This window comes from Empedobacter sp. UBA6745 (genome assembly GCF_002453775.1).
GTDB classification, from domain to species: Bacteria; Bacteroidota; Bacteroidia; order Flavobacteriales; family Weeksellaceae; genus Empedobacter; species Empedobacter falsenii_C.
This window is the reverse complement of sequence record NZ_DKHL01000057.1, coordinates 1-21,198: the sequence shown is the minus strand read 5'-3', so window position 1 is coordinate 21,198 and position 21,198 is coordinate 1. Positions and strand designations below refer to the sequence as shown.

20 protein-coding genes are annotated in these 21,198 nt (G+C 32.0%); 10 read left to right on the top strand and 10 right to left on the bottom strand.

The window, feature by feature from the left end; genetic code table 11:
• Window positions 1-675: 675 nt before the first annotated feature.
• Both argH and B4H69_RS15490 read left to right on the top strand, forming a co-directional pair.
• Entirely contained in the window at window positions 676-1,977 is a 1,302-nt protein-coding gene (argH, locus tag B4H69_RS15495) for an argininosuccinate lyase (protein WP_038334946.1), read from the top strand.
• A gap of 225 nt (window positions 1,978-2,202) precedes the next feature.
• Window positions 2,203-2,421: a hypothetical protein gene (locus B4H69_RS15490; RefSeq protein ID WP_052217768.1), complete on the top strand. Its 219-nt coding sequence runs from the start codon at window positions 2,203-2,205 to the stop codon at window positions 2,419-2,421.
• A 262-nt stretch (window positions 2,422-2,683) separates the two neighbouring features.
• Here the strand turns inward: B4H69_RS15490 and B4H69_RS15485 are convergent, their stop codons facing one another.
• From B4H69_RS15485 to B4H69_RS15475, 3 genes are read right to left on the bottom strand one after another with little or no spacing between them, the layout of a single operon-like run.
• Window positions 2,684-3,079, bottom strand: coding sequence for a hypothetical protein (locus B4H69_RS15485; protein ID WP_291094815.1), 396 nt, complete (start codon window positions 3,077-3,079; stop codon window positions 2,684-2,686).
• A gap of 43 nt (window positions 3,080-3,122) precedes the next feature.
• Window positions 3,123-4,988 (bottom strand): lysophospholipid acyltransferase family protein, encoded by a 1,866-nt coding sequence (locus tag B4H69_RS15480; RefSeq protein WP_291094813.1) that lies wholly within the window; start codon window positions 4,986-4,988, stop codon window positions 3,123-3,125.
• On the bottom strand, window positions 4,989-6,230 hold the full coding sequence (locus B4H69_RS15475) for an aspartate kinase (protein ID WP_180905681.1): 1,242 nt from the start codon (window positions 6,228-6,230) through the stop codon (window positions 4,989-4,991).
• A gap of 193 nt (window positions 6,231-6,423) precedes the next feature.
• On the opposite strand from B4H69_RS15475, the gene fbp reads away from it, so the two are divergent.
• Complete coding sequence (gene fbp / locus B4H69_RS15470) at window positions 6,424-7,440, top strand: class 1 fructose-bisphosphatase (protein ID WP_221854420.1); 1,017 nt, start codon at window positions 6,424-6,426, stop codon at window positions 7,438-7,440.
• Between the two features lie 71 nt (window positions 7,441-7,511).
• On the opposite strand, the gene B4H69_RS15465 is transcribed toward fbp, so the two are convergent.
• From B4H69_RS15465 to B4H69_RS15445, 5 genes are all read right to left on the bottom strand, one after another.
• Window positions 7,512-9,080, bottom strand: a complete 1,569-nt coding sequence (locus tag B4H69_RS15465) for a G-D-S-L family lipolytic protein (RefSeq protein WP_291094810.1) — start codon at window positions 9,078-9,080, stop codon at window positions 7,512-7,514.
• Window positions 9,081-9,087: 7 nt separating this feature from the next.
• The gene (locus B4H69_RS15460) at window positions 9,088-10,320 is read right to left on the bottom strand and encodes an OmpP1/FadL family transporter (protein WP_114998309.1); all 1,233 of its coding nucleotides are present in this window, start codon (window positions 10,318-10,320) and stop codon (window positions 9,088-9,090) included.
• Window positions 10,321-10,458: 138 nt separating this feature from the next.
• Complete coding sequence (locus B4H69_RS15455; protein WP_219034270.1) at window positions 10,459-11,670, bottom strand: NAD(P)/FAD-dependent oxidoreductase; 1,212 nt, start codon at window positions 11,668-11,670, stop codon at window positions 10,459-10,461.
• A 69-nt stretch (window positions 11,671-11,739) separates the two neighbouring features.
• The gene (locus B4H69_RS15450) at window positions 11,740-12,576 is read right to left on the bottom strand and encodes a universal stress protein (protein WP_291094806.1); all 837 of its coding nucleotides are present in this window, start codon (window positions 12,574-12,576) and stop codon (window positions 11,740-11,742) included.
• A gap of 105 nt (window positions 12,577-12,681) precedes the next feature.
• Window positions 12,682-13,509, bottom strand: coding sequence for a universal stress protein (locus B4H69_RS15445; protein ID WP_038334907.1), 828 nt, complete (start codon window positions 13,507-13,509; stop codon window positions 12,682-12,684).
• Window positions 13,510-13,674: 165 nt separating this feature from the next.
• Here B4H69_RS15445 and B4H69_RS15440 point away from each other — a divergent pair, with 165 nt between their 5' ends.
• From B4H69_RS15440 to B4H69_RS15430, 3 genes are all read left to right on the top strand, one after another.
• Entirely contained in the window at window positions 13,675-14,181 is a 507-nt protein-coding gene (locus tag B4H69_RS15440; RefSeq protein WP_038334897.1) for an acyl-CoA thioesterase, read from the top strand.
• A 4-nt stretch (window positions 14,182-14,185) separates the two neighbouring features.
• The gene (gene thiL, locus B4H69_RS15435) at window positions 14,186-15,244 is read left to right on the top strand and encodes a thiamine-phosphate kinase (protein WP_180905674.1); all 1,059 of its coding nucleotides are present in this window, start codon (window positions 14,186-14,188) and stop codon (window positions 15,242-15,244) included.
• A gap of 117 nt (window positions 15,245-15,361) precedes the next feature.
• On the top strand, window positions 15,362-15,931 hold the full coding sequence (locus B4H69_RS15430; protein ID WP_180905673.1) for a hypothetical protein: 570 nt from the start codon (window positions 15,362-15,364) through the stop codon (window positions 15,929-15,931).
• A 77-nt stretch (window positions 15,932-16,008) separates the two neighbouring features.
• Here B4H69_RS15430 and rpmA read toward each other — a convergent pair whose 3' ends face one another.
• Both rpmA and rplU read right to left on the bottom strand, forming a co-directional pair.
• On the bottom strand, window positions 16,009-16,266 hold the full coding sequence (rpmA, locus tag B4H69_RS15425) for a 50S ribosomal protein L27 (protein ID WP_038334883.1): 258 nt from the start codon (window positions 16,264-16,266) through the stop codon (window positions 16,009-16,011).
• A gap of 43 nt (window positions 16,267-16,309) precedes the next feature.
• Entirely contained in the window at window positions 16,310-16,615 is a 306-nt protein-coding gene (gene rplU, locus B4H69_RS15420) for a 50S ribosomal protein L21 (RefSeq protein ID WP_038334878.1), read from the bottom strand.
• Window positions 16,616-16,791: 176 nt separating this feature from the next.
• Between rplU and B4H69_RS15415 the strand changes: the two genes are divergently transcribed.
• The 4 genes from B4H69_RS15415 to meaB all read left to right on the top strand — a co-directional run bounded on the left by B4H69_RS15415 (window position 16,792) and on the right by meaB (window position 21,183).
• Window positions 16,792-17,031 carry a FeoA family protein gene (locus B4H69_RS15415; RefSeq protein ID WP_038334874.1) on the top strand — a complete coding sequence of 80 codons (240 nt, stop codon included), beginning with the start codon at window positions 16,792-16,794 and terminating at the stop codon, window positions 17,029-17,031.
• On the top strand, window positions 17,031-19,130 hold the full coding sequence (feoB, locus tag B4H69_RS15410; RefSeq protein ID WP_180905672.1) for a ferrous iron transport protein B: 2,100 nt from the start codon (window positions 17,031-17,033) through the stop codon (window positions 19,128-19,130). Before B4H69_RS15415 ends, feoB begins: the two co-directional genes overlap by 1 nt.
• A 300-nt stretch (window positions 19,131-19,430) precedes the next feature.
• Window positions 19,431-20,045 carry a helix-turn-helix domain-containing protein gene (locus B4H69_RS15405; protein ID WP_180905670.1) on the top strand — a complete coding sequence of 205 codons (615 nt, stop codon included), beginning with the start codon at window positions 19,431-19,433 and terminating at the stop codon, window positions 20,043-20,045.
• A 169-nt stretch (window positions 20,046-20,214) separates the two neighbouring features.
• Entirely contained in the window at window positions 20,215-21,183 is a 969-nt protein-coding gene (gene meaB, locus B4H69_RS15400; RefSeq protein WP_180905669.1) for a methylmalonyl Co-A mutase-associated GTPase MeaB, read from the top strand.
• Window positions 21,184-21,198 lie beyond the last annotated feature (15 nt).

The window sequence follows — 21,198 nt, the reverse complement described above, 5'->3', positions numbered from 1 at the left end:
CAAGCTACTTACACCTGATTTCATCCAATCAAAATGAATTATATAATAACACTTCGCTGTATCGTCACATCTTATGCAAAAATTATTTTCAACAAAAATCATTTTTGGCATAGGCAACCACTGTTATCAGAATACAAACTAAGTATGTAATTTTTTCGGAGGGTAATTTTTAATAATTTAACTCACACAAACTCAACATACATAAGCATTTGAGTCTGAGTTTTATTCTAAAACTTACATTAACAATCATCTAAACAAATACGCGTTTAGCTATAAATTGGTACACAAAATTACGTTTATAGTAAAGATTTTTCATCAAAGAATGATATATTTTAGTTATATTTCAATAATTTAGAATTATTATAAAAAAGGTCTAAATTTCACTTTAACAATGTTTTAAACGTAAATAAATAGAAGTTAAAAATTAAAAGGTTCTTAAAATATCAACTCCATAATTTTTGGGTCATTTTTTTACGAAATTGAATTATTTCGAAATATTAATAAACATTCAATAATCAATCTTTCGAAATGCTATCAATCGTCTAAACATTCTCAAAAAACAATCAAAAATATTCAATATGAATAAATATTTATGATTATTAATAATTATACAACTTTAATGAGATATTATACAACTTTTTACTAACTTTGCGCCCTTAATTCATTATTATAGATATGAAACTTTGGGACAAAGGTTTTACCATTAATGATAAAATCGAAAAATTTACTGTTGGAAAAGACAGAGAATTAGATGCTCATCTTGCAAAATACGATGCTTTAGCGTCGAAAGCGCAGGCAAATATGCTGGCAAAAACAGGTTTGATTACCAATGAAGAAAATGATGCTTTGCAAATTGCTTTGGATGAAGTTTTGGTTCTGATTGCGGAAAATAATTTCGAAGTCGACGAAAATTACGAAGATATACATTCAAAAATTGAGGCTTTTTTAATTGAGAAAACTGGCGATGCTGGAAAAAAAATTCACGTTGCGCGTTCTCGAAATGATCAAGTTTTGGTTGCAATTCAACTTTTTGAAAAAGAGTACTTAAAACATACAACAGAGAAAATTGTCAATTTAATTGAGATTTTCTTACAAAAAGCAGATGAATTTAAGAATCATCAATTGCCAGGATATACGCATTTTCAGGCGGCGATGCCAAGTAGTTTTGGAATGTGGTTTTCTGCTTATGCAGAAAGTTTGTTGACGGATTTATACTTTTTTGAGGCTGCATATAAAATTTCTGATCAAAATCCTTTGGGCTCAGGTGCAGGTTTCGGAACAAGTTTCCCAATTGACCGTTTACAAACAACGCAAGAATTAGGTTTTTCAGAAATCTTAGTTTCTTCTGTTGGTGCACAAATGCTTCGTGGAAAAACAGAAAAATCTGTTGCGACAGCTTTGGCAATGATTTGTGGAACTTTATCTAAAATGTCATACGATTTGGTTTTATACAATTCACAAGATTTAGCTTTTGTGAAGTTGCCAAACGAAATGACAACAGGCTCATCGATTATGCCACACAAGAAAAACCCAGATGTTTTTGAGTTAACTCGTGCGCATTGCAATAGAATTCAGGCATTGCCGAATGATATTATGATGACGATTAATAATCTTCCAAGTGGATATCACCGCGATTATCAAATTTTGAAAGAAATATTATTCGAACCAATGATGCAGTTTGATAATATTATTGACATCTTAACATTTGCGATTCCCCAGCTTCAGATTAAAGATAACTATATGAATCAGGAAAAATATGATCCGATTTATACCGTTGAAAATATTAATGAAGCGATCAAAAATGGAACACCTTTCCGTGATGCTTACAGAGAAGTTGGTTTATCAGTAGAGAACGGAACCTATGTACCGCACAAAGAATTTCAGACTTCGCATATCGGAAGTATTCATAATTTGAGGTTGGATTTAATTTCAAATAAAATCGAAAAATTCAAATTAGAAGCACAAGTTTTAAAATAATCATTTAAAATACATCAAAAAATCATCCTCGAATTATAGAATTTGAGGATTTTTTTGTTTTATAAATTTTATAATTTCGGAAAATTTCAACGTTTAAATAATTGTAATTCTATATTTTGTAAAATAAAAATCGTTTTACAAAATAATTACAATGATTTTTTATTATATCGGGTCAAAATCATTCTAACTTTGACATATCAAATTAATCGATTAAAATTTAAAAAGATGAAAAAATTTTTCGCAGTAGTTGCAGTAGCAGCTTTATCATTAGGAGCAGTATCTTGTGGAGAGAAAACTGAAGAAGCACCAGTAGAAGAAGCACCAGCTACAGATTCAGCTACAGCAGTAGTTGATTCAGCAGTAGTTGATTCAGCAGTAGCTCCAGTAGCTGATTCGGCAGCAGTTGCAGCTCCAGCAGCAGATTCTACAGCAGTTGCTAAATAATTTATAGCGAAGCTAAAATATAAATGCGCTCAACTAGGTTGAGCGCATTTTTTATGTCTTAAATTTACGAATCTATATACAAAACGAGAGTCACCTCTCCTTTATCATCTTTATAAACTTCGATATCCGTTAAATACAAATCGATTAAATCATGACCCCAAATCCCATATTTACCATTCGTTTCATTTCGATTGATTAAACCTTCACGTTTTTCTAAAGGAATTGGTTTTGTATCAGCAGACTCCTCTTCTTCTTTATAAACTTATTTATACTTTTCCTGTATCGTTAAAATCAAATCTCGTCGCGTAAAACCCTTGTCATTCTGAAGATCAAAACTTACAGGTTTTTTAAGGGGATAATCAATAATCAGCCGAATCTTTTTCTCATTTAGAACAATCTTATCTGCATCAATAAGCTGACTTAAATATTGGTCAGCATTCTCTATCGATATTCCAACCAAAGCATCGCTTCCTACTTCTTTTTTTTGTTCAGTATTAGGATAACTTAATATTGGAATAGTAGAAATAGGTGTTCCATAATCTCTTAAATTAAGTGTAGACTCTTGCTCTAAATTAAAGTCTATTGGCGCTTCTGATTTTTTTGGAATACAACTATTCATCAAGAATAATGTGCAAAGTAGACAAAATGTAAAATTCATAGTAATAAATTTACTACATAATATACATAAAAAAACGGAAACCTTAGATAAGATTTCCGTCAAATTTTCCTGATTGTATTTTTTTATCAAGTTCTGCTTGAATATCCTCTAAAACAGGACGAACAGTAGATTCTGGAATATCCGAAACTCTAATATACATTAAGCCATCAATTGCATCATTAAATTTAGGATCAACATTGAAAGCAATCACTTTTGCATTTTGTTTGATGTATTTCTTAATCAAAACAGGTAATCTCAACATATTTGGTTCAAGCTCATCGATTAGCTTGTCAAATTTATTCAAATCAGCTTCAGATTCATCAAAAATAAATTCTTTATCTTCCTCTTTCAGCTTAACTTTAAACTCATTTTTCGCTCTCACATACTGCGCTACAGTAGAATCATAATAATGAGATTTCATAAATTCGATCATCAAAGATTTTGAGAAATCAGAAAACTGATTACTAATACTCACTCCTCCAATAATAAATTTCTGATTTGGATTTCTCAACGTTACATGCACAATTCCTCTCCATAATAAGAACAATGGCATCGGTTTTTGTTGATACTCAGCTGAAACGAATGCACGTCCCATTTCGATACATTTCTTGAAGAAAGGATGAATTTCTGGATCAAAATTGAATAATTCATGAACATAAAATCCATTAATTCCATATTTTTCATACACTTCCGAACCAATCGCCATACGATATGCTCCAACAATTTTATTCGTATCCTTATCCCACAAAAATAAATGGTGATAATGATTATCAAATCGATCAAGGTCAATTTCATCATTTGTACCTTCACCTATCGCACGGAATGTTATCTCGCGTAAACGACCAATTTCCCTTAATATATTTGGAATTTGTTGAGCTGTAGAAAAGAAACATTCGTAATTATTATTTGTAAACAATAATGCTTGTTCATCTTTTCGTAAAGTTTCAATATCTTGAATTAATAAGTCTAAAGCTGTTTCCGAAATAATCGGCTTAACCTTTTTACTAGAAGAAGATAAGCTTGGTAAATTCGGCATTTTCAACTCAATATTCGAAGGGTTTTTCAATACTTGAGTTAAACTTCTTTTTTGTTTGTAATAAGACGAAAGCATGTATGTTTTCTTTCTCAAAAACTCAGAATAATCTTCTATAGACACATGCTCGTCTTGTTGTTTTTGTAAAATTGGTTTTCCAATACGAATCTGAATTGGTCGTGTTCTTTTCTTCATCATTTCAGCTGGCAACATTGCCGTTTGAAAATCTGGATGAATCTTCGCTACACGGTAAAAAATATTACTATTTCGCGCTCTAAAAAACATTGGAACAACAGGAACTTTCGCTTTTTTGATCAACTTCATCGCTGATTCTTGCCATTCTCTGTCGATAATTTTACTATCTTCATCACGATAAGAAACTTCTCCCGCAGGAAAAATCCCTAAACAACCTCCAGCTCTCAACAACTTTAACGCATCGCGCATTCCTGAAAGGCTACTGTATGCATCTTTACGTGTTTCGAAAGGATTAACTGGAATAATCATCGGTTCTAATGGTTTAATTTTTTGCAATAAAAAATTACCCATCACCTTGAAATCAGGACGAATTTTTGACATAAAATGCATCAAAATAATTCCGTCCAAAGCTCCAAGCGGATGATTAGAAATAATAATAAAAGGTCCTTCTTTTGGAATACGTTTCAAATCTTCTTCATGGATTTCGTAATCCATTCCCAAATCATCAATCAAATAATCCAAAAAAGGTTCGCATTTCAAATGCTTTCCACGATTGTACAAATCGTTTAACTGATCTATACTGAAAACTTTTTTCAATGCCCAAGCTACAGGCTTTCCTAAAACACCAATTTTAGAAAGACCCGAAGCTGAATAGATATCTTGTGTCGTGATTAAACTCATTTAAGCTTTAACAACTATTTGTAATGTTTCGCGCACTGTTTGTCGCAATAATTCTTTTTCTTTTGAAACAACTTTGTCAGAATCTGCATCAAAATGGCGAATTGTGTACAATAAAACATTGTTTTCTTCTTGCACTTTATACTCTTCGTTCATATCTGCAACAAACTTTTCTAAGTTGTCATATTTATCCTCCAAACATAAAGATAGTGAAATTGCTGAATTTTGCATCAAATTTACTTTGATTTGATAATCATATAGTTTATTGAAAATTCCGCTCAATTTATCTTCTGTAATAAAAGAGAAATCTTTACTTGATAAACGAATCAAATGTTGCTCTCTTTTTAGGATAAAACAAGGTACTTTTGGATCTAATGGTTGACCTTTCGCTACCTCTGTTCCTGCTTCTGTAGGATTAATAAATGATTTTACGAAGAAAGGAATTTCTTTTTGTTGAAGCGGCTGTAACGTTTTCGGGTGAATAACAGATGCACCATAATACGCCAACTCTATTGCTTCTTCATAAGAAATATGATTTAACAACTCAGCATTATCAAAATAACGTGGATCAGCATTCAAAACTCCAGGAACATCTTTCCAAATCGTCATGCTATCCGCATTTAAACAATAAGCAAAAATCGCCGCAGAATAATCTGAACCTTCACGCCCTAAAGTTGTTGTGAAAAAGTTTGGATCAGAACCTAAGAAACCTTGGGTAATAAACAAACCTGTGTTTGGTAAACGTTTAATGCTTTCTTCTGTTAATGCCCAATTTACTTTTCCTTCACGATATGTATTATCTGTTTTGATATAATCGCGAACATCTAACCATTCGTTATTAATTTGTATCGAATTAAGATACATACTGATGATTTTTGTCGAGATTAACTCTCCACAACAAACCACTTGATCATACACATAGCTATAATTTGGTGATTTGTTACGTCTTAAAAACGAAACAATATCATCAAAAAATTGCGAAATTTCGTTCGAAACCTCAGCTGGATTATCAAATAATTCTGTCGCTAAAGCAATGTGTTGTTCTTTTACTTCGTTAATTGTTTTTTCGAAATCTTGTTCTTCAAAATAGCGTTTGACTACCTCTTCCAATGCATTTGTTGTCTTGCCCATAGCAGAAACAATGATACATGTATTTTCGTAACCAACAGATTGCAATAAACTCGCAACATTTCTAACGCCGGCTGCATCTTTCACCGAAGCACCACCGAATTTGAAAACTTTCATTTCTATAAAAATTTTTTTTTGTAAATATTTAACTTGCAAATATAACCAAACTACACTTTATATGTTGACCGAATTTAATTAAAATAAAAAATAAATTTGAATGATGATTTTCACGTATTTAGATTAATTTCAAACGTTTGAAATGATATAAAATTGAGTTATTATTCCGATATTTGACCAGCAAAACATAATTATGAATACTAATTCTCATCAAACTCTTGGAGAGTTTATCATAGAAAATCAAGCAGATTTTATTTACTCATCCGGAGAACTATCTAGATTGCTGAGTTCTATTAAGTTAGCGACAAAAGTTGTTAATTATAAAGTAAACAAAGCAGGACTTGTAAATATCTTAGGCGAATTCGGAAATGAAAATGTCCAAGGAGAAAAACAACAAAAATTAGATGTTTTCGCAAACGATACGTTTATCGAAACGTTGTCGCAACGCGAAGTTGTTTGTGGTATTGCTTCGGAAGAAAACGAAGATTTTATCGCGATTCAACCTTCAAAAAATTCAAAAAACAGTAAATATGTTGTATTGATTGATCCACTTGACGGCTCATCAAACATCGACGTAAATGTTTCTGTTGGAACAATTTTCTCTATCTACCACCGTGTTTCTGAACCTGGAACACCTGTTACAAAAGAAGATTTCTTACAACCAGGTAACAAGCAAGTTGCTGCGGGATATGTGATTTACGGTACATCGACAATGTTGGTTTACACAACAGGAAATGGTGTAAATGGATTTACATTAAACCCAGGAATTGGAACGTTTTATTTATCTCATCCAAATATGTGTATTCCAGAAGATGGACATATTTATTCAGTTAACGAAGGTAATTACGTGAAATTCCCTCAAGGAGTTAAAAATTACATCAAATATTGTCAGGCAGATGAAGAAGATCGTCCGTACACTTCTCGTTACATCGGTTCTTTATGTTCAGATTTTCACCGAAACATGTTGAAAGGAGGAATTTATATTTATCCTTCTGGAACAAATAATCCGAACGGAAAATTACGTTTATTGTACGAATGTAATCCAATGGCTTTTATTGCAGAACAAGCTGGAGGAAAAGCTTCTGACGGTTTCCAACGCATTATGGATATTGAACCTACAGAATTACACCAGCGCATTCCTTTCTTTTGTGGATCGAAAAATATGGTCGAAAAAGCAGAAGAATTTATGCGAAATGAAGAATTGAAATAATTATTTCTAAAAAAATAATCAAATAAAAAAATCCGCTCGATGAGCGGATTTTTTATTATCTAAACATCCAATTAAGGAATTGCAATACCTGGATAATTCCCTGGGTAAACATGTCTTAAAGTTGAATGATATTTTTTATTGATTGCATCAGCAAACATATTTGCGACAATTGCATATCCAGTTCCTGTTAAGTGAACTCCATCTAATGAGAACGCTCCACCAGAAACGAAAGTTGTTGTATATGTTTGTCCGTAATATTTAATTCCTGATTGAGAACTTAATTTTTTCATTTCAGAATATGTATCAACTAAAGCTAAATTATAAGCAGTTGCTAATTCAGCAATTGCTGCATTGTATTTAATTACAGCTGCTTCTGCTTTCGCAGTTTCTTTTGCTGTTAATACATAATTATCTGTCATTGGATAACTAACACCTACTACTGCTAATTTACCAGCTTCTTCTTGAGTTAATCCTAATTTCATTAACGCTGCAACTTGATTTGTATCAACTTTTCCAATTACAGAAGAAGAAGTTAAAACCAATAAATCTTTCGCTGTTGCTTGACGAGCTTGACCATAAATCATCCCAAATAAAGTTGCTTTTGCAGCTCCAATTTTAGGAGTAAGTGCAGCAGTGATTGTAGCTGATAAATCTGCTAAATCTTTATCTTTAATTACTACAGCACTTGCAGCATTCTTAGAAAAAAAGATTTTTCTTTCTGAAGCTCCAACCGCATCAAATACTTGATTTAATCCTGCATAAGTTGCATTCAATTCATCAATCATTGATGCAAAACTTGGGTTTGCAGGTGATAATGGCGCGTATGGAACCGTTGTAAAATATGGAATAGATGTTACAGAAGGAATATTTGCAATAACTCCTTTTGCTCCTACCGATGTTAATGCTTTTAATCCATCATTAATTGTAGATTTTACCACATTTACATTAGAAATATCATTACTTCCATAAGTTCTTGGATCAACATTATTTGTTTCATTATGATCTACTCCAACTCCTCCAGATGTTGCATAACCTAATACATCATTGTTCCCAATCCAATAAGAGAAAAATGTTGGCTTTTGAGCAACTGCATCTGCAACTACAGAAGTTGTCGCACCACTTGCAAAACGTACAAAATAAGGATTCGCTGTTGCTGGATCAGTTTTTAAGCCTGCTGGATTTCCATAACCTGGCGCAACTAAATGATAAGACTTAGCACCTGGAACTCCCATATTTTGAAACTTTCCTTTATCTGCTAAGATATCTAAAGCTCCACCCGCAGCACTTGGAACTGGTGTTAAAGCTCCATTTACAATTTGTAAATTCAATTTACCTGGAAAACCTGGTAAATCAGTAAATCCACCTGTATCATTTGACATATATGGAATTTTAAATTCTCCTCCTCCTGCAGCTTTCATCAATCCAGCTAACATGTTTGGGTAAGAATTTTCTTGTCCAGATTTGTACAATGCATTATCTCTATAACCAGAAGTTAACGAGTTTCCTAATGCGATATATGTAGAAAAGTTTGCTTCACCAGCAGAAACTTGAATATCTTCAATTGGATGTTCGAAATCTTCGCTACAGTTAAACATCGTAGCAGCTAATGCAACTAATACTATTTTATTTAAGTGTTTCATTTTTGTCTTATTTTAAGTTGTACGATACGCCTAAACCAAAGTTTATAGCACGCATTTTAACATCTCCAGAGAAGTTTTGTTGAATATTATCAATATGTCTTTCGTCTCCTTTTACATATGATCCAAATAAATCAACATTAAATCCTGACTCGAATCTAAATCCTAATCCAGCTGAAACTGAATTTAAGTTAGAACTTGGTGTTTCTGATGACCAATAAGCTGATGGCACTGGCGATTTATCGTGATAATAACCAACACGTCCAACAATCATCTCGCTGAAAGTATACTCAGCTCCAAAACGGAATAATGTATTGTCTTTCCAGTTTTTCGTAGAAGATGATGTGTAGAAAGTATTAGAAGCATCATTATATAAATTGATATCTAAACTTTTATAACGTGTCCAGTTTTGCCAAACTACATCTCCAAAAAGTTCTAATTGTGGTAAAACTTTGTAAGACATTCCAAATGTAAACTCTGATGGTAATGGTAAAGTTGTATTCCATTTATCTGTATTAAAAGGCACATTAGATGCAATTCCAGAAGGAACATTCGACCATGTAACATCACCTTTGTTTGCAGAAATATCTACATTAGAACGGTACGCAATTCCAACTCCAAATTTATCTGTTGGCTTGAACATTGCTCCAACATTAAATCCTAAACCATGAGCATCTTTATCCTCTAATTTAAGTTTAATATCATTTCCAGCAACTGTTTGTACTTTCTCTAATTTAGCTGTTCCGTGTGTATAAATGAAACCTACACCCAAACTAAACCAATCAGAAAAACGATATGCAACCGTTGGCTGAATATTGAATGCTTTCAAGTCAATATGTGTAATATTTGCTTTGTTTTGCCAATCTTCTGGCCACGTAACCGAACTACCAAAAGGTGTCGTAACACTCAATCCAATTGCTAAATCATCTACAGGCTTGTAACTAACTGCCAAATACATTGGTGTTCCTAATTTATTATCTGTTTCTGCTTTTTGTAACGTCATTGGATCTTGCCATTTTACGTCAGTTTTTACACCAAAACCTCCGACAGCAATACTCAATTTACTATCAACAAAAGCTAAACCTGCAGGATTATAAAACGCAACACTCGCATCGTGAGTTTGTGTTGCAGAAGTTCCCCCCAATGCTGCTTGGCGAACTCCTTGTAAAGCAACTCGGTATCCACCTGCAAATGCAGAAGAAGATAAGCCGATTAATGCTAAGGTTAAGAAAATTTTCTTCATATTTTTTGTTCGTTTTTAATAATTCCTTTAAACAAAAATAACATAATTTTATAATAATGTTATGTTAACATAATAAATTTTGAAAAAATCTTTATTCTTAAGGCTTTCAGCCAGAATAACATTCGTGTAAAATATACACTATTGATAAATTTCTTTGATTTTTTCAGATATAATATATCCTTCAGACCAACACGCCTGAAAATTGAACCCACCTGTTATGGCATCAATATTTAAAACCTCACCGGCCATAAACAATTGTGGGATTTTTTTTGCTTGCATCGAATGAAAATCAATCTCTTTCAAATCTACTCCACCAGCCGTCACAAACTCATCTTTGAACGTACTTTTTCCATTAATTTGGTATTTCCCTTGCGTCAATTCTGTTGCAATTGCTTCGATGTGTTTTTTCGATAAATCTGCATAAACCTTGTTTTCATCTACACTACAATAGCTCAGAATACTAAACCAAAAACGTTTCGGAAAATCGAATGGATTATTTTTATGCACATTTTTCTTGGCATCAACTTGTTTTTTATCATTCAAAAATGAAATGATTTCGTCTTTAGATTGATTTACAAAATTGATTTCAGTCTCAAATTTATAATTGCTTTCATTTAATTTTAAAGCACCCCAAGCCGATAATCTCAAAATCGCCGGACCACTAAATCCCCAATGTGTAATTAGCAATGGACCTTCTGCCTCTAATTTTTGTTGATTAATTTTGACTTCAGCATTCTCGAAAGAAATTCCCATCAAACCTTCAATTCGAGGGTCTTTGCAATTAAATGTGAATAAAGAAGGAACTGGCTGAACAATTTTCAAACCTAAATTCTTCAAACTTTTCCAAAATTTAGGCGTACTTCCTGTTGTCACAATCACCGTTTCAAAAAAATGTTTTCCTGATTTTGTTATCAACTCATAACCTCCATCAACTTTATTGATCTCTTGCACACCGTCCGAGAAATTCAATTGTACTTTATTTTGATCAACCGCTTTTGTCAAAGCCTCTATAATCGAAAGTGAAGAATCACTAACAGGAAAAATACGGTTATCGTCTTCTATTTTCAATTCTACTCCGCGCTCATCAAACCAAGCCATTGTATCACCCGGTTGAAACGTGTAAAAAACACTTAATAATTCCTTTTTTCCTCGCGGATAAAATTCGACCAAATCAAGCGGATCAAAACATGCATGCGTCACATTACATCTTCCTCCACCCGAAATGCGTACTTTTTGAAGCGGTAAGTTTGCTTGTTCAAACAATATAGTTTGTTGTCCTACAGTTTTTCCAAGGTTTGCTGCAACAAAATATCCTGCTGCACCACCTCCTACTATGGCTATTTTTTTCACGAGGCAAAGGTAAAGTTTTATTTTTAACAGAATTTTTGACAAAAAAAGGAAATGTTTTCACATTTCCTTTTAAGACTTTTGTTCATGAAAAACGAACAAAGGTGTAATATTTTTATTTGCAATTTTCTTTGTAAATCCTGGCGAAAAAATCTTATCAAAAAATCCTTTATTGCGACTCACAACCGTCAACAAGTCGATTTGTTTTTCCTTGATAAAATCCAACACCGCGTTTACAGGATCTGCATCATGATAAACTTCGAATACAATTGGATCTCCAGCAAACTGATCTTGCCAATCTTTCATTGCTTGTTGATTAAATTTTCCGTCTTTCGAAACGTGCATACAATGAATTTTTGCATGATGACGATTTGCAATCTCAATCAAATACTTCAACGCATCTTTATCTTTTTGATCAAAAACTGTGGTAAAACCAATATTCTTAAATCCTTTGAAAGACATTCCATGCGGAATACTAAGAATTGGAACTTTCATCGATGTAATCGCATTTATCGTATTCGAACCGAAAAGCATTTTCTCAATTCCTGTATTTCCGTCCGTTCCCATCACCACAAAATCAACACTTTCTTCACCAATAATTTCGCGTAGAATGTATAAGAAATTTCCCTCTTCTAAGATAAACTTGATTGGAATTTCATTCAAACCATTTTCATCAGCAATTTGTCTTAGTTGCGGAATATTATCTTTGAAGTTGTCAAAACTTCCTAATTCTACAGTTTCATATACATTCTGAATCAATCCAGCACTCAAACTTCCAGTAATCATTGGCAATTCGTAAACATGCAACACATAAACTTGTGCATCGATACTTTTTGCAAGATTTAGTGCATATAAGAAGGCATTATTGGCAGTTTCTGAGAAATCTGTTGGGAACAATATTTTTTTCATCTTTTCGTGTTTTGTACTCAAAAGTTACGAATAATTTCATTTCAACACGAAAAAAGCTCAATCTATTTCTATAGATTGAGCTTTGTATATTCAGTATAAATTATCTTATTCGTGGAAAACAAACAAAGGCACGTTGTGTTGCGTCAAAATTTTCTTTGTAAAACTTGGCGAAAATAATTTCTCAAAGAAGCCTTTGTTACGGCTAACAACTGTCAACAAATCAATTTTTTCTTCTTTAATAAATTCCAAAACTGCATCTACAGATTCATCCGCAGTATAAATAGAAAAATCTACAGGCTCATCTTTATAATATTCTTTCCAATGATTAAGCGTCGGAATATCATAATTTCCATCTTTCGAAACGTGTAAACAATGCACTTTTGCTTTGTAACGATAAGCGATTTCTGTTAAATAATCTAAGGCTTTGCGGTCTTTATCTTGGAAAATTGTCGTAAATCCGATGTTATTTATTCCTTTGAATTCGTAACCATTTGGCACGCTCAATACTGGAATTTTAAGATGTTTGATTGCATTCATCGTATTCGAACCAAAAAGAACTTTGTCAAATCCTGTATTTCCTGTTGTTCCCATTACCACAAAATCTACTTTTTCATCTTCGATAAATGTTGGCAACACAAACGAAAGCATTCCTTCTTTTACAAAAAATTTCAAATCAACATTTGCAAAACCATTGTCCTCAGCCATTTTTCTCAAGAACGGAATATGATCTTTTAAATTCTCGAAATTATTTAATTCAATTGTATTATAAACATCTTGCAAAATACCAGCATCGATTCCTCCGCTTACCATTGGATACTGAAAAGCGTGCAAAACATACAATTCTGCATTTTGATTTTCGGCTAAATTTAACGCATACAAAAACGCATTATTTGCTGTTTCTGAAAAATCTGTTGGAAATAATATTTTTTTCATAATCTGTCTGTTTAATAGCTTTTTAAAGATACAAAATATTAAATATCTATATTTTAATTTGATGTTAAATCTTATTGTTTTTTATTATTTACGATGATTAAAAATATTATCATTTTCGTGTAAATAGTAATCCGTAACTTTGTACCTTAAATAATTTTTCAATTCATGAATAATAAATATTTTCAAAAAACCATTGTTCGATGGTCAGATTTGGATGCTAATCGCCATTTAGCGAACGCTTCGTATATGAATTTTACAAGTTTTGCACGTATTGCTTTTTTGAGAGATTATGGCATTTCGATGAAAAATTTGGCTGAATATGGAATTGGACCAGCTATTTTGCACGAACAATTTTCCTTTTTTAAGGAAGCAATGGAAGGTGAAGAAATTTATATTTCGGTAGAAATTGGTGGAATGTCGGAAGATGGAATGATTTATCAATTTATTCATAATTTATATAACCAAGATGGTGTACATCTTTGTCATTCTGAATTGACAGGTGTTTGGTTTTCGATGTCGAAAAGAAAAATGCAAGCACCACCAACAGAAATGTTAGAAAATATTAAAAAATCATTTGAAGGACAAACCGTGAAAACAATGTCGAAACAAGATATTATCAATTTACCTTTTCGTTCAGAAAATATAGATCCTTCAATCTTTACTCAAAAATAAAATCATGTTAGAAGATAAAAACGTTTCAAAAACAAGTTTAGCCGAAATTGGAGAATTTGGTTTAATTAATCAAATCAAAGAAGGTTTTCCGATCAAATTAGAAAGTTCTATTAAAGGAATTGGCGACGATGCAGCTGTTCTTGATTACAAAAAAGATAAAATTGTGGTTTCTACTGACATGTTGGTAGAAGGTGTAAATTTTAGCTGGTCGTACATGCCTTTGCGTCACTTGGGTTATAAAGCGGTTGTGACGGCAATTAGTGATATTTTGGCGATGAATGCTATTCCAAAACAATTGTTGGTTTCGATGGCAATTTCGAATCGTTTTACGATAGAAGCTGTGGACGAAATTTACAACGGAATGAAATACGCTTGCGACAAATACAATATTGATATTGTAGGCGGCGATACAACTTCTTCTGTTAGCGGACTTGTTTTGAGCATGACGGCGATTGGCTCTGCTCCAGAAAAAGATTTGGCTTATAGAAATGGTGCAAAAGAAAATGATTTGGTTGTACTTTCTGGTGATTTAGGTGCTTCTTTTCTTGGTTTGCAAGTATTAGAACGCGAAGCACAAGTATCAAAAGTAAACCCTAATAATCAACCAGATTTCGAAAACTATTCATATTTAATTGAACGTCAATTAAAACCAGAAGCTCGTTTGGATATTATCAATCTTTTGAAAGAATTGAAAGTTAAACCAACTTCTATGATTGATATTTCGGACGGATTATCTTCTGAAATTATTCATCTCTCGAAAGAAAGTGGTGTTGGAATTAATATTTACGAAGAAAAAATTCCGTTAGATTCTATTGTGATTCGTACAGCCGAAGAGTTCAAAATTAATCCAATAACATGTGCATTAAGTGGTGGAGAAGATTATGAATTGCTGTTTACAATTAATCAAAAAGATTTTGAAAAAATCAAAGGAAATCCGCATTTAACGGTGATTGGTCATGTAACTGGTAAAAACGAAGAAAACTATTTGATTACACGCGGAAGCGAACAAATGGTTCCATTAACAGCACAAGGTTGGGGAGTTGAAACGGAAGACGAAGAGTAGTTTTAGACTGAATTTATTTCAGTTTCTCATCAAATATAAAATCAAAAAAGCATTCAAGGAATTGAGTGCTTTTTTGGTTGAAATAAGTTGTATTTTAGTTCTATTAATTAACTAGTTATGAAATACTTTTTACTTTCATTTATTCTATTTTTTTGTTCATGTTCATCAACATTCAATTCTGTTTATAAAGACAAACAACTTCAAAAAACGATAGATGTATTTATTGAATTAGGCGAAAAAGATTCTAAAAACAACAAAATGGATAAATTTTTATTAATGAAGCTTTCTAAAACAGATCCAGAAAAAGAAATATATTTTTCAAATTTTGGTATAGAAGTTATGTTTTATGAGAAAAAACTTCCTTTTATTATTCCTCCCCATGAGTATTCTCAATTTGAGTATAAAGGTTATTCTATTATAATTATTGACTCTAATCACATTAATTTTAAAAAATATTCATTTTTAAAACCTGTTAAATCAGAAGAATTAAAGACTTTAGATTCTGAGAATATGTTTTCATATAATCCAACAACTTTTGCAATATTTTTTGATAAAAAAGGAGTTATACAGTTTATTGATCCAATGTACAGAAGAAAATCTCTTCGAGAAATGTTACTTAAACAAAATATAAAAATTAATCTTAAATCAAAAGATGTATATAACGAAAACGCTATAGGGATTGATTAGTTTTTAAGAACAAAAAAAGCTCGAACCAATAAGTTCGAGCTTTTATATTGTTAGCATTTTCGCTGTCGAATTATCAATTAAGATAATGGTTCAACTGAAACGTAAGATCTATCGTTACGTTTTTTAGTGAAAACTACTTTTCCGTCAATTAAAGCGAATAATGTGTGATCTTTACCGATTCCTACATTATCACCAGGATGATGTTGAGTACCTCTTTGACGAACAATAATGTTACCAGCGATTGCTGCTTGTCCACCAAAAATTTTAACACCTAAACGTTTCGAATGTGATTCACGACCATTTTTCGAACTTCCGACCCCTTTCTTATGTGCCATTTCGTTTTGTTTTTAAGAGTTAATAATTAATCTCAGCTCAATCTTAACCGATTGAAGCTACTTCAATTTTAGTGAATTGTTGACGATGACCGTTAGACTTTTGGTAACCTTTTCTTCTTTTCTTTTTGAAAACGATTACTTTGTCTCCTTTCACGTGTTCAACGATTTTAGCTACTACGGTAACTCCGTCTATAACTGGGGCGCCGACAGTGATTGTTCCGTTATCTGTTAATAAAACACGGTCGAATTTTACTTCGTCACCTGCTTCACCAGCTAAACGGTTTACAAACAATTGTTGGTCTTTTTCAACTTTGTATTGAAGCCCTGCTATCTCTACAATTGCGTACATAAATTAATGTTTATAAATGAAAATTGAGTGCAAAGATAATCAAATTTTTGAATTTAGACACTTGAATTCATTGAAATTTAATTAGAAAGATAAAAAAACTATGACATATCTTCTATTTGGATTAATTAAAAATAAATATCTTTGCATATAGTAAAATCATAGATAGATTGGTAGAAATGGTTGAAAATTATTCTTTAAAAGATTTAAAAATTGGTGAACAAGCAGTTGTAACTGGATTTAGTACAGAAGACATACCTGCTAAGTTTTACGAAATGGGCTTTATTCCGGGAACAAGTTTATTGGTAAAAAATAAGGCTCCGTTTGGTGGTCCTATTTGCATTAGTATCATCTCTAACAAGTCTGTTTTAGCTTTAAGAAGAAACGAAGCCGATAAAATTTTGATAACAAAAAAATAATGAATCATTATAAAATTGCCTTAATTGGTAACCCAAATGTTGGTAAAACTTCGTTATTTAATAAATTAACAAATCTTCGTCAAAAAGTTGGGAATTACCCTGGTGTGACGGTAGAAAAACGCGAAGGTAAAATAGAACGAAATGGAAATAAATTCCAAATTACAGATTTTCCCGGAACGTATACAATTTATCCAAGCTCTTTGGATGAAGAAATTGTTTTCAAAACTTTAGGAGACAAAACCAATAACCATTACCCAAATTTGGCGGTTGTTGTTGGTGAACCATCTAATCTAAAACGATCGATTTTGTTGTATCAACAAGTTAGAGATTTAGAAGTTCCTGCGATTTTTGTCATCAATATGAAAGATGAAATCAAAAGCAAGGGACTAAATATTGATTTGAAAAAGTTAGAAGATTTTCTTCAAACAAAAATATACTTAACAAACGCGCGTACAAGCGAAGGAATTGATGAATTGGTAGAAGCTTTTACAAAAGAAGCAACTCCATATAATCGTCATTACGAAATTCCGAAAGAGCATCTTTCTATTCTAGAAAAAATCAAGAATGAATTTAATCTTAAATCTGATTATTTAGCTTGGCAATATCTTTCTCAGAAAGAAGTTCCGTTCGAATCGAAAGAAAATCTAAGTAAATTAGATACAATTAAGAAAGAAAATTCTATTGTTTCGAAACGATTACAAGTTAAAGAAGCATTAGATCGAAATAAAATTTTAGAGGATAAATTAAACGATATTATTTCGTATAATTTTGACGGAAATGAAACCTTAACCGATAAAATTGATAAAACATTAATTCATCCGATTTTTGGATACATCATCTTTTTAGGAATTTTATTATTAATCTTTCAAGCTGTTTATACGTGGTCTGCACCATTAATGACAATGGTCGAAGATTTATTTGGTTGGATCGACGAAAAAGCAATTAGCTTAATTCCCGAAGGACCTATCAACGAAATTATTGGAGGTGCAATAATTCCAGGTATAGAAGGGATTGCCGTTTTCGTTCCGCAAATTGCCATTTTGTTTTTATTCATTTCAATAATGGAAGAAACGGGCTACATGAGTCGCGTGGTTTATTTAATGGACAGATGGTTAAAACCATTCGGTTTAAGTGGAAAAAGTGTCGTTCCATTAATTTCTGGTGTTGCCTGTGCCGTTCCTGCAATCATGTCTGCGCGTAATATCGAAAATGATAAAGAACGTCTATTAACGATACTTGTAACGCCTTTTATGACGTGTTCGGCTCGTTTACCAATTTACATCGTTTTAATTGCTTTGGTTATTCCCGACGAACATATTTTCGGATTAAGTTACCAAGCTTTGGCGTTATTTGTGATGTACATTTTAGGTGTTTTAGGCGCACTAGGAAGTGCTATTTTATTAAATTTAATCATTAAAGCGAAACATAAAAGTTACCTAATTTTAGAAATGCCAACATACAAACTTCCTGATTGGAAAAATGTTGGAATTAATGTTTGGGAAAAAACATTAGGATTTTTAGTTGATGCGGGTAAAATCATATTTGCAATTTCGATTATTCTTTGGGTTTTAGGAACTTTCGGACCTGGAGAACAATTCAAAAATGCAGAAGAAATTGTAACTGCTCATCATCCGAAAATGAATGAAGAAGATTTGGCAAATGAAATTGCTTCTTACAAATTAGAACATTCATATTTAGGGAGATTAGGATCAGTTATAGAACCAGTTGTAGAGCCTTTAGGATACGATTGGAAGATGGGAATTGGTTTAATTTCATCATTCGCAGCGCGTGAAGTTTTTGTCGGAACGATGTCAACAGTTTATAGTTTAGGAGAGGTTGATGTTGAGGACAATGGTCAAAAAGATCGTTTACTTCTTCGTATGAAAAATGAGATTAATCAAAACACAGGAGAACCAGCATACAACCTTGCTACAGGAGTTTCGTTGTTGTTATTTTATGCATTCGCAATGCAATGTATGAGTACAATTGCGATCGTAAAACGAGAAACAAATTCTTGGAAATGGACATTGATTCAGACAGGGTTTATGACAGGTTTAGCATATGTAGTTGCATTCATTGCATATCATTTTTTAAAATAATAGTATGGACAATATTTGGATACAATATATCTTTATCGCTTTCCTTTTTGGATTTGCAGTTTGGTATGTTGTAAAATTAATTAGAAGCTCATTTAGCTCAAAAGGAGGCGGATGCTCAAAAGGCTGTGGTTGTTCTCCAAGCAAAGATGAATTTCAAAAAAAGGCTAACTCTTAAAAGTTAGCCTTTTTTATTTCAAAATTTCGGAGTATTTTTACAATAGTATAATCAGAAAAAAACAAGTATTTTAATGATTATCAATTGGTTTTATTTTATTAATTCGGAATATAAATTTTACAAAAATGGAAACTTGGTTAATCATTTCATTAATAGTTTTAGCTATAATTATCTTAGGATTAATTATTTACTTTGTTTCCAAAAAAACTAAACAATCAACTGAAATTTCTACTGAAGAAATTAATTCTGTAAAAGAAATTAAAGAAATTCCTTCTGAACCAATCAAACAAGAGGTTACAAATAAAATAATTCCTCCAACTCCGCCAACAGAGGTTATCATTGAGGAAAAACCAATGAATAATCTTAGCATTTCATCTAAAACCGAAAATGATTTACTTCGAAAATTAGAATTATTTGAGAAGAATAAAGGCTTTACTAAGAAAGATATTAATCTTGCTTCATTATCAAAACAATTTGAAACGAATACAAAATACCTTTCCGAAATCATTAAAACTCATCGTCAAAAACAATTTAATTCTTATTTGAATGAGTTGAGAGTAAATTACATTGTAAATCGACTTCAAAATGAGCCGAAATACATTAATACGAAAGTAAGCTATTTAGCAAGCGATTGCGGATTTGCTTCTCACAGTACTTTTACGACAACTTTTACTCAAATAATGAACGAATCTCCTTCTGCTTTTATAAAAAGAATTAAAGCGGAACAAAAAAATTCATAATCACGAATTAATAAAGTTTATACAACTGAATTTTAAATAGATATTCATTTATATTCATTTTATTTTTTACACCAATTAATACAAGAGCTATATAAAATAATTTCACAAATCTCGATTGTATTTTTTTATTCTTAATTAAGACTTTATCTTTAATCTAAGATTGTGTCTTATGCGAAAAATTGACCCCGAAATACTTGCTCAAAAAATAAAAGAAGGTGATCGTTTTGCCTTATCAAGAGCTATTACACTTGCCGAAAGCAATCGTTTAGACGATTTAAAATTAGCGCAACATATCATTAGTTTATTACCTGTTTCCATAACGTCAAAAAGAATTGCCATTACTGGAATTCCTGGTGTTGGTAAAAGTACTTTTATCGAATCTCTGGGGAAATATATTCTGAGTAAAGATGAAAAAGTAGCAATTTTAGCTATTGACCCTAGTAGTTCACTTTCCAAAGGAAGTATTTTAGGCGACAAAACACGCATGGAAGACTTATCTCGAGAAGAGAATGCTTATATACGTCCAAGCGCCTCTAACGGCTCTTTAGGCGGTGTTACGTCACGTACATATGAAGCAATTTTATTATGTGAAGCAGCAGGATTTGAAAATATTTTGATTGAAACTGTTGGTGTTGGACAATCTGAGACCTTAGTAAATGAAATTTCAGATCTCTTCCTATTTCTTCAACTTCCGGGTTCTGGAGATGATTTACAAGGAATAAAACGCGGAATTATGGAAATGGCTGATTTGATTTTCGTTAATAAATCAGATTCATTTCAAGAAAAATTAGTGAAAGATGCAAAATTAGACATTGTTCGTTCATTGCAATTTTTACCAACCAAATCTTCTCAATGGAAAAGAAAATCAATTATCGGTTCTGGATTAATCGGAAAAGGAATTCCTGAACTTTGGGAATTGGTCAATGATTATTTCAATTTTATTAATAAAAATAATTATTACGCTTCAAACCGAGAAAAACAACAGCTAAATCAAGCAGAACGCTACACAATTGATTTAGTCAATCAACAATTTTTAAAATTACTTAAGGAGAAACCACTAGAATTGAGCAAAAATTTATCTGCATTCGAAATGGCAAAAGACTGGTTGAATAACCATACTGAAATTGATATAAAATAAAAAAAGACAATCAAA

Bases quoted from the DNA above. Each gene is read 5' to 3' on its own strand.
- B4H69_RS15460 (WP_114998309.1), bottom strand. From the start codon at position 10,320: ATGAAGAAAATTTTCTTAACCTTAGCATTAATCGGCTTATCTTCTTCT.
- B4H69_RS15490 (WP_052217768.1), top strand. From the start codon at position 2,203: ATGAAAAAATTTTTCGCAGTAGTTGCAGTAGCAGCTTTATCATTAGGA.
- rplU (WP_038334878.1), bottom strand. From the start codon at position 16,615: ATGTACGCAATTGTAGAGATAGCAGGGCTTCAATACAAAGTTGAAAAA.
- B4H69_RS15480 (WP_291094813.1), bottom strand. From the start codon at position 4,988: ATGAGTTTAATCACGACACAAGATATCTATTCAGCTTCGGGTCTTTCT.
- B4H69_RS15465 (WP_291094810.1), bottom strand. From the start codon at position 9,080: ATGAAACACTTAAATAAAATAGTATTAGTTGCATTAGCTGCTACGATG.
- B4H69_RS15450 (WP_291094806.1), bottom strand. From the start codon at position 12,576: ATGAAAAAAATATTGTTCCCAACAGATTTCTCAGAAACTGCCAATAAT.
- fbp (WP_221854420.1), top strand. From the start codon at position 6,424: ATGAATACTAATTCTCATCAAACTCTTGGAGAGTTTATCATAGAAAAT.
- B4H69_RS15445 (WP_038334907.1), bottom strand. From the start codon at position 13,509: ATGAAAAAAATATTATTTCCAACAGATTTTTCAGAAACAGCAAATAAT.
- feoB (WP_180905672.1), top strand. From the start codon at position 17,031: ATGAATCATTATAAAATTGCCTTAATTGGTAACCCAAATGTTGGTAAA.
- B4H69_RS15485 (WP_291094815.1), bottom strand. From the start codon at position 3,079: ATGAATTTTACATTTTGTCTACTTTGCACATTATTCTTGATGAATAGT.
- B4H69_RS15475 (WP_180905681.1), bottom strand. From the start codon at position 6,230: ATGAAAGTTTTCAAATTCGGTGGTGCTTCGGTGAAAGATGCAGCCGGC.
- meaB (WP_180905669.1), top strand. From the start codon at position 20,215: ATGCGAAAAATTGACCCCGAAATACTTGCTCAAAAAATAAAAGAAGGT.
- B4H69_RS15430 (WP_180905673.1), top strand. From the start codon at position 15,362: ATGAAATACTTTTTACTTTCATTTATTCTATTTTTTTGTTCATGTTCA.
- argH (WP_038334946.1), top strand. From the start codon at position 676: ATGAAACTTTGGGACAAAGGTTTTACCATTAATGATAAAATCGAAAAA.
- rpmA (WP_038334883.1), bottom strand. From the start codon at position 16,266: ATGGCACATAAGAAAGGGGTCGGAAGTTCGAAAAATGGTCGTGAATCA.
- B4H69_RS15415 (WP_038334874.1), top strand. From the start codon at position 16,792: ATGGTTGAAAATTATTCTTTAAAAGATTTAAAAATTGGTGAACAAGCA.
- thiL (WP_180905674.1), top strand. From the start codon at position 14,186: ATGTTAGAAGATAAAAACGTTTCAAAAACAAGTTTAGCCGAAATTGGA.
- B4H69_RS15405 (WP_180905670.1), top strand. From the start codon at position 19,431: ATGGAAACTTGGTTAATCATTTCATTAATAGTTTTAGCTATAATTATC.
- B4H69_RS15440 (WP_038334897.1), top strand. From the start codon at position 13,675: ATGAATAATAAATATTTTCAAAAAACCATTGTTCGATGGTCAGATTTG.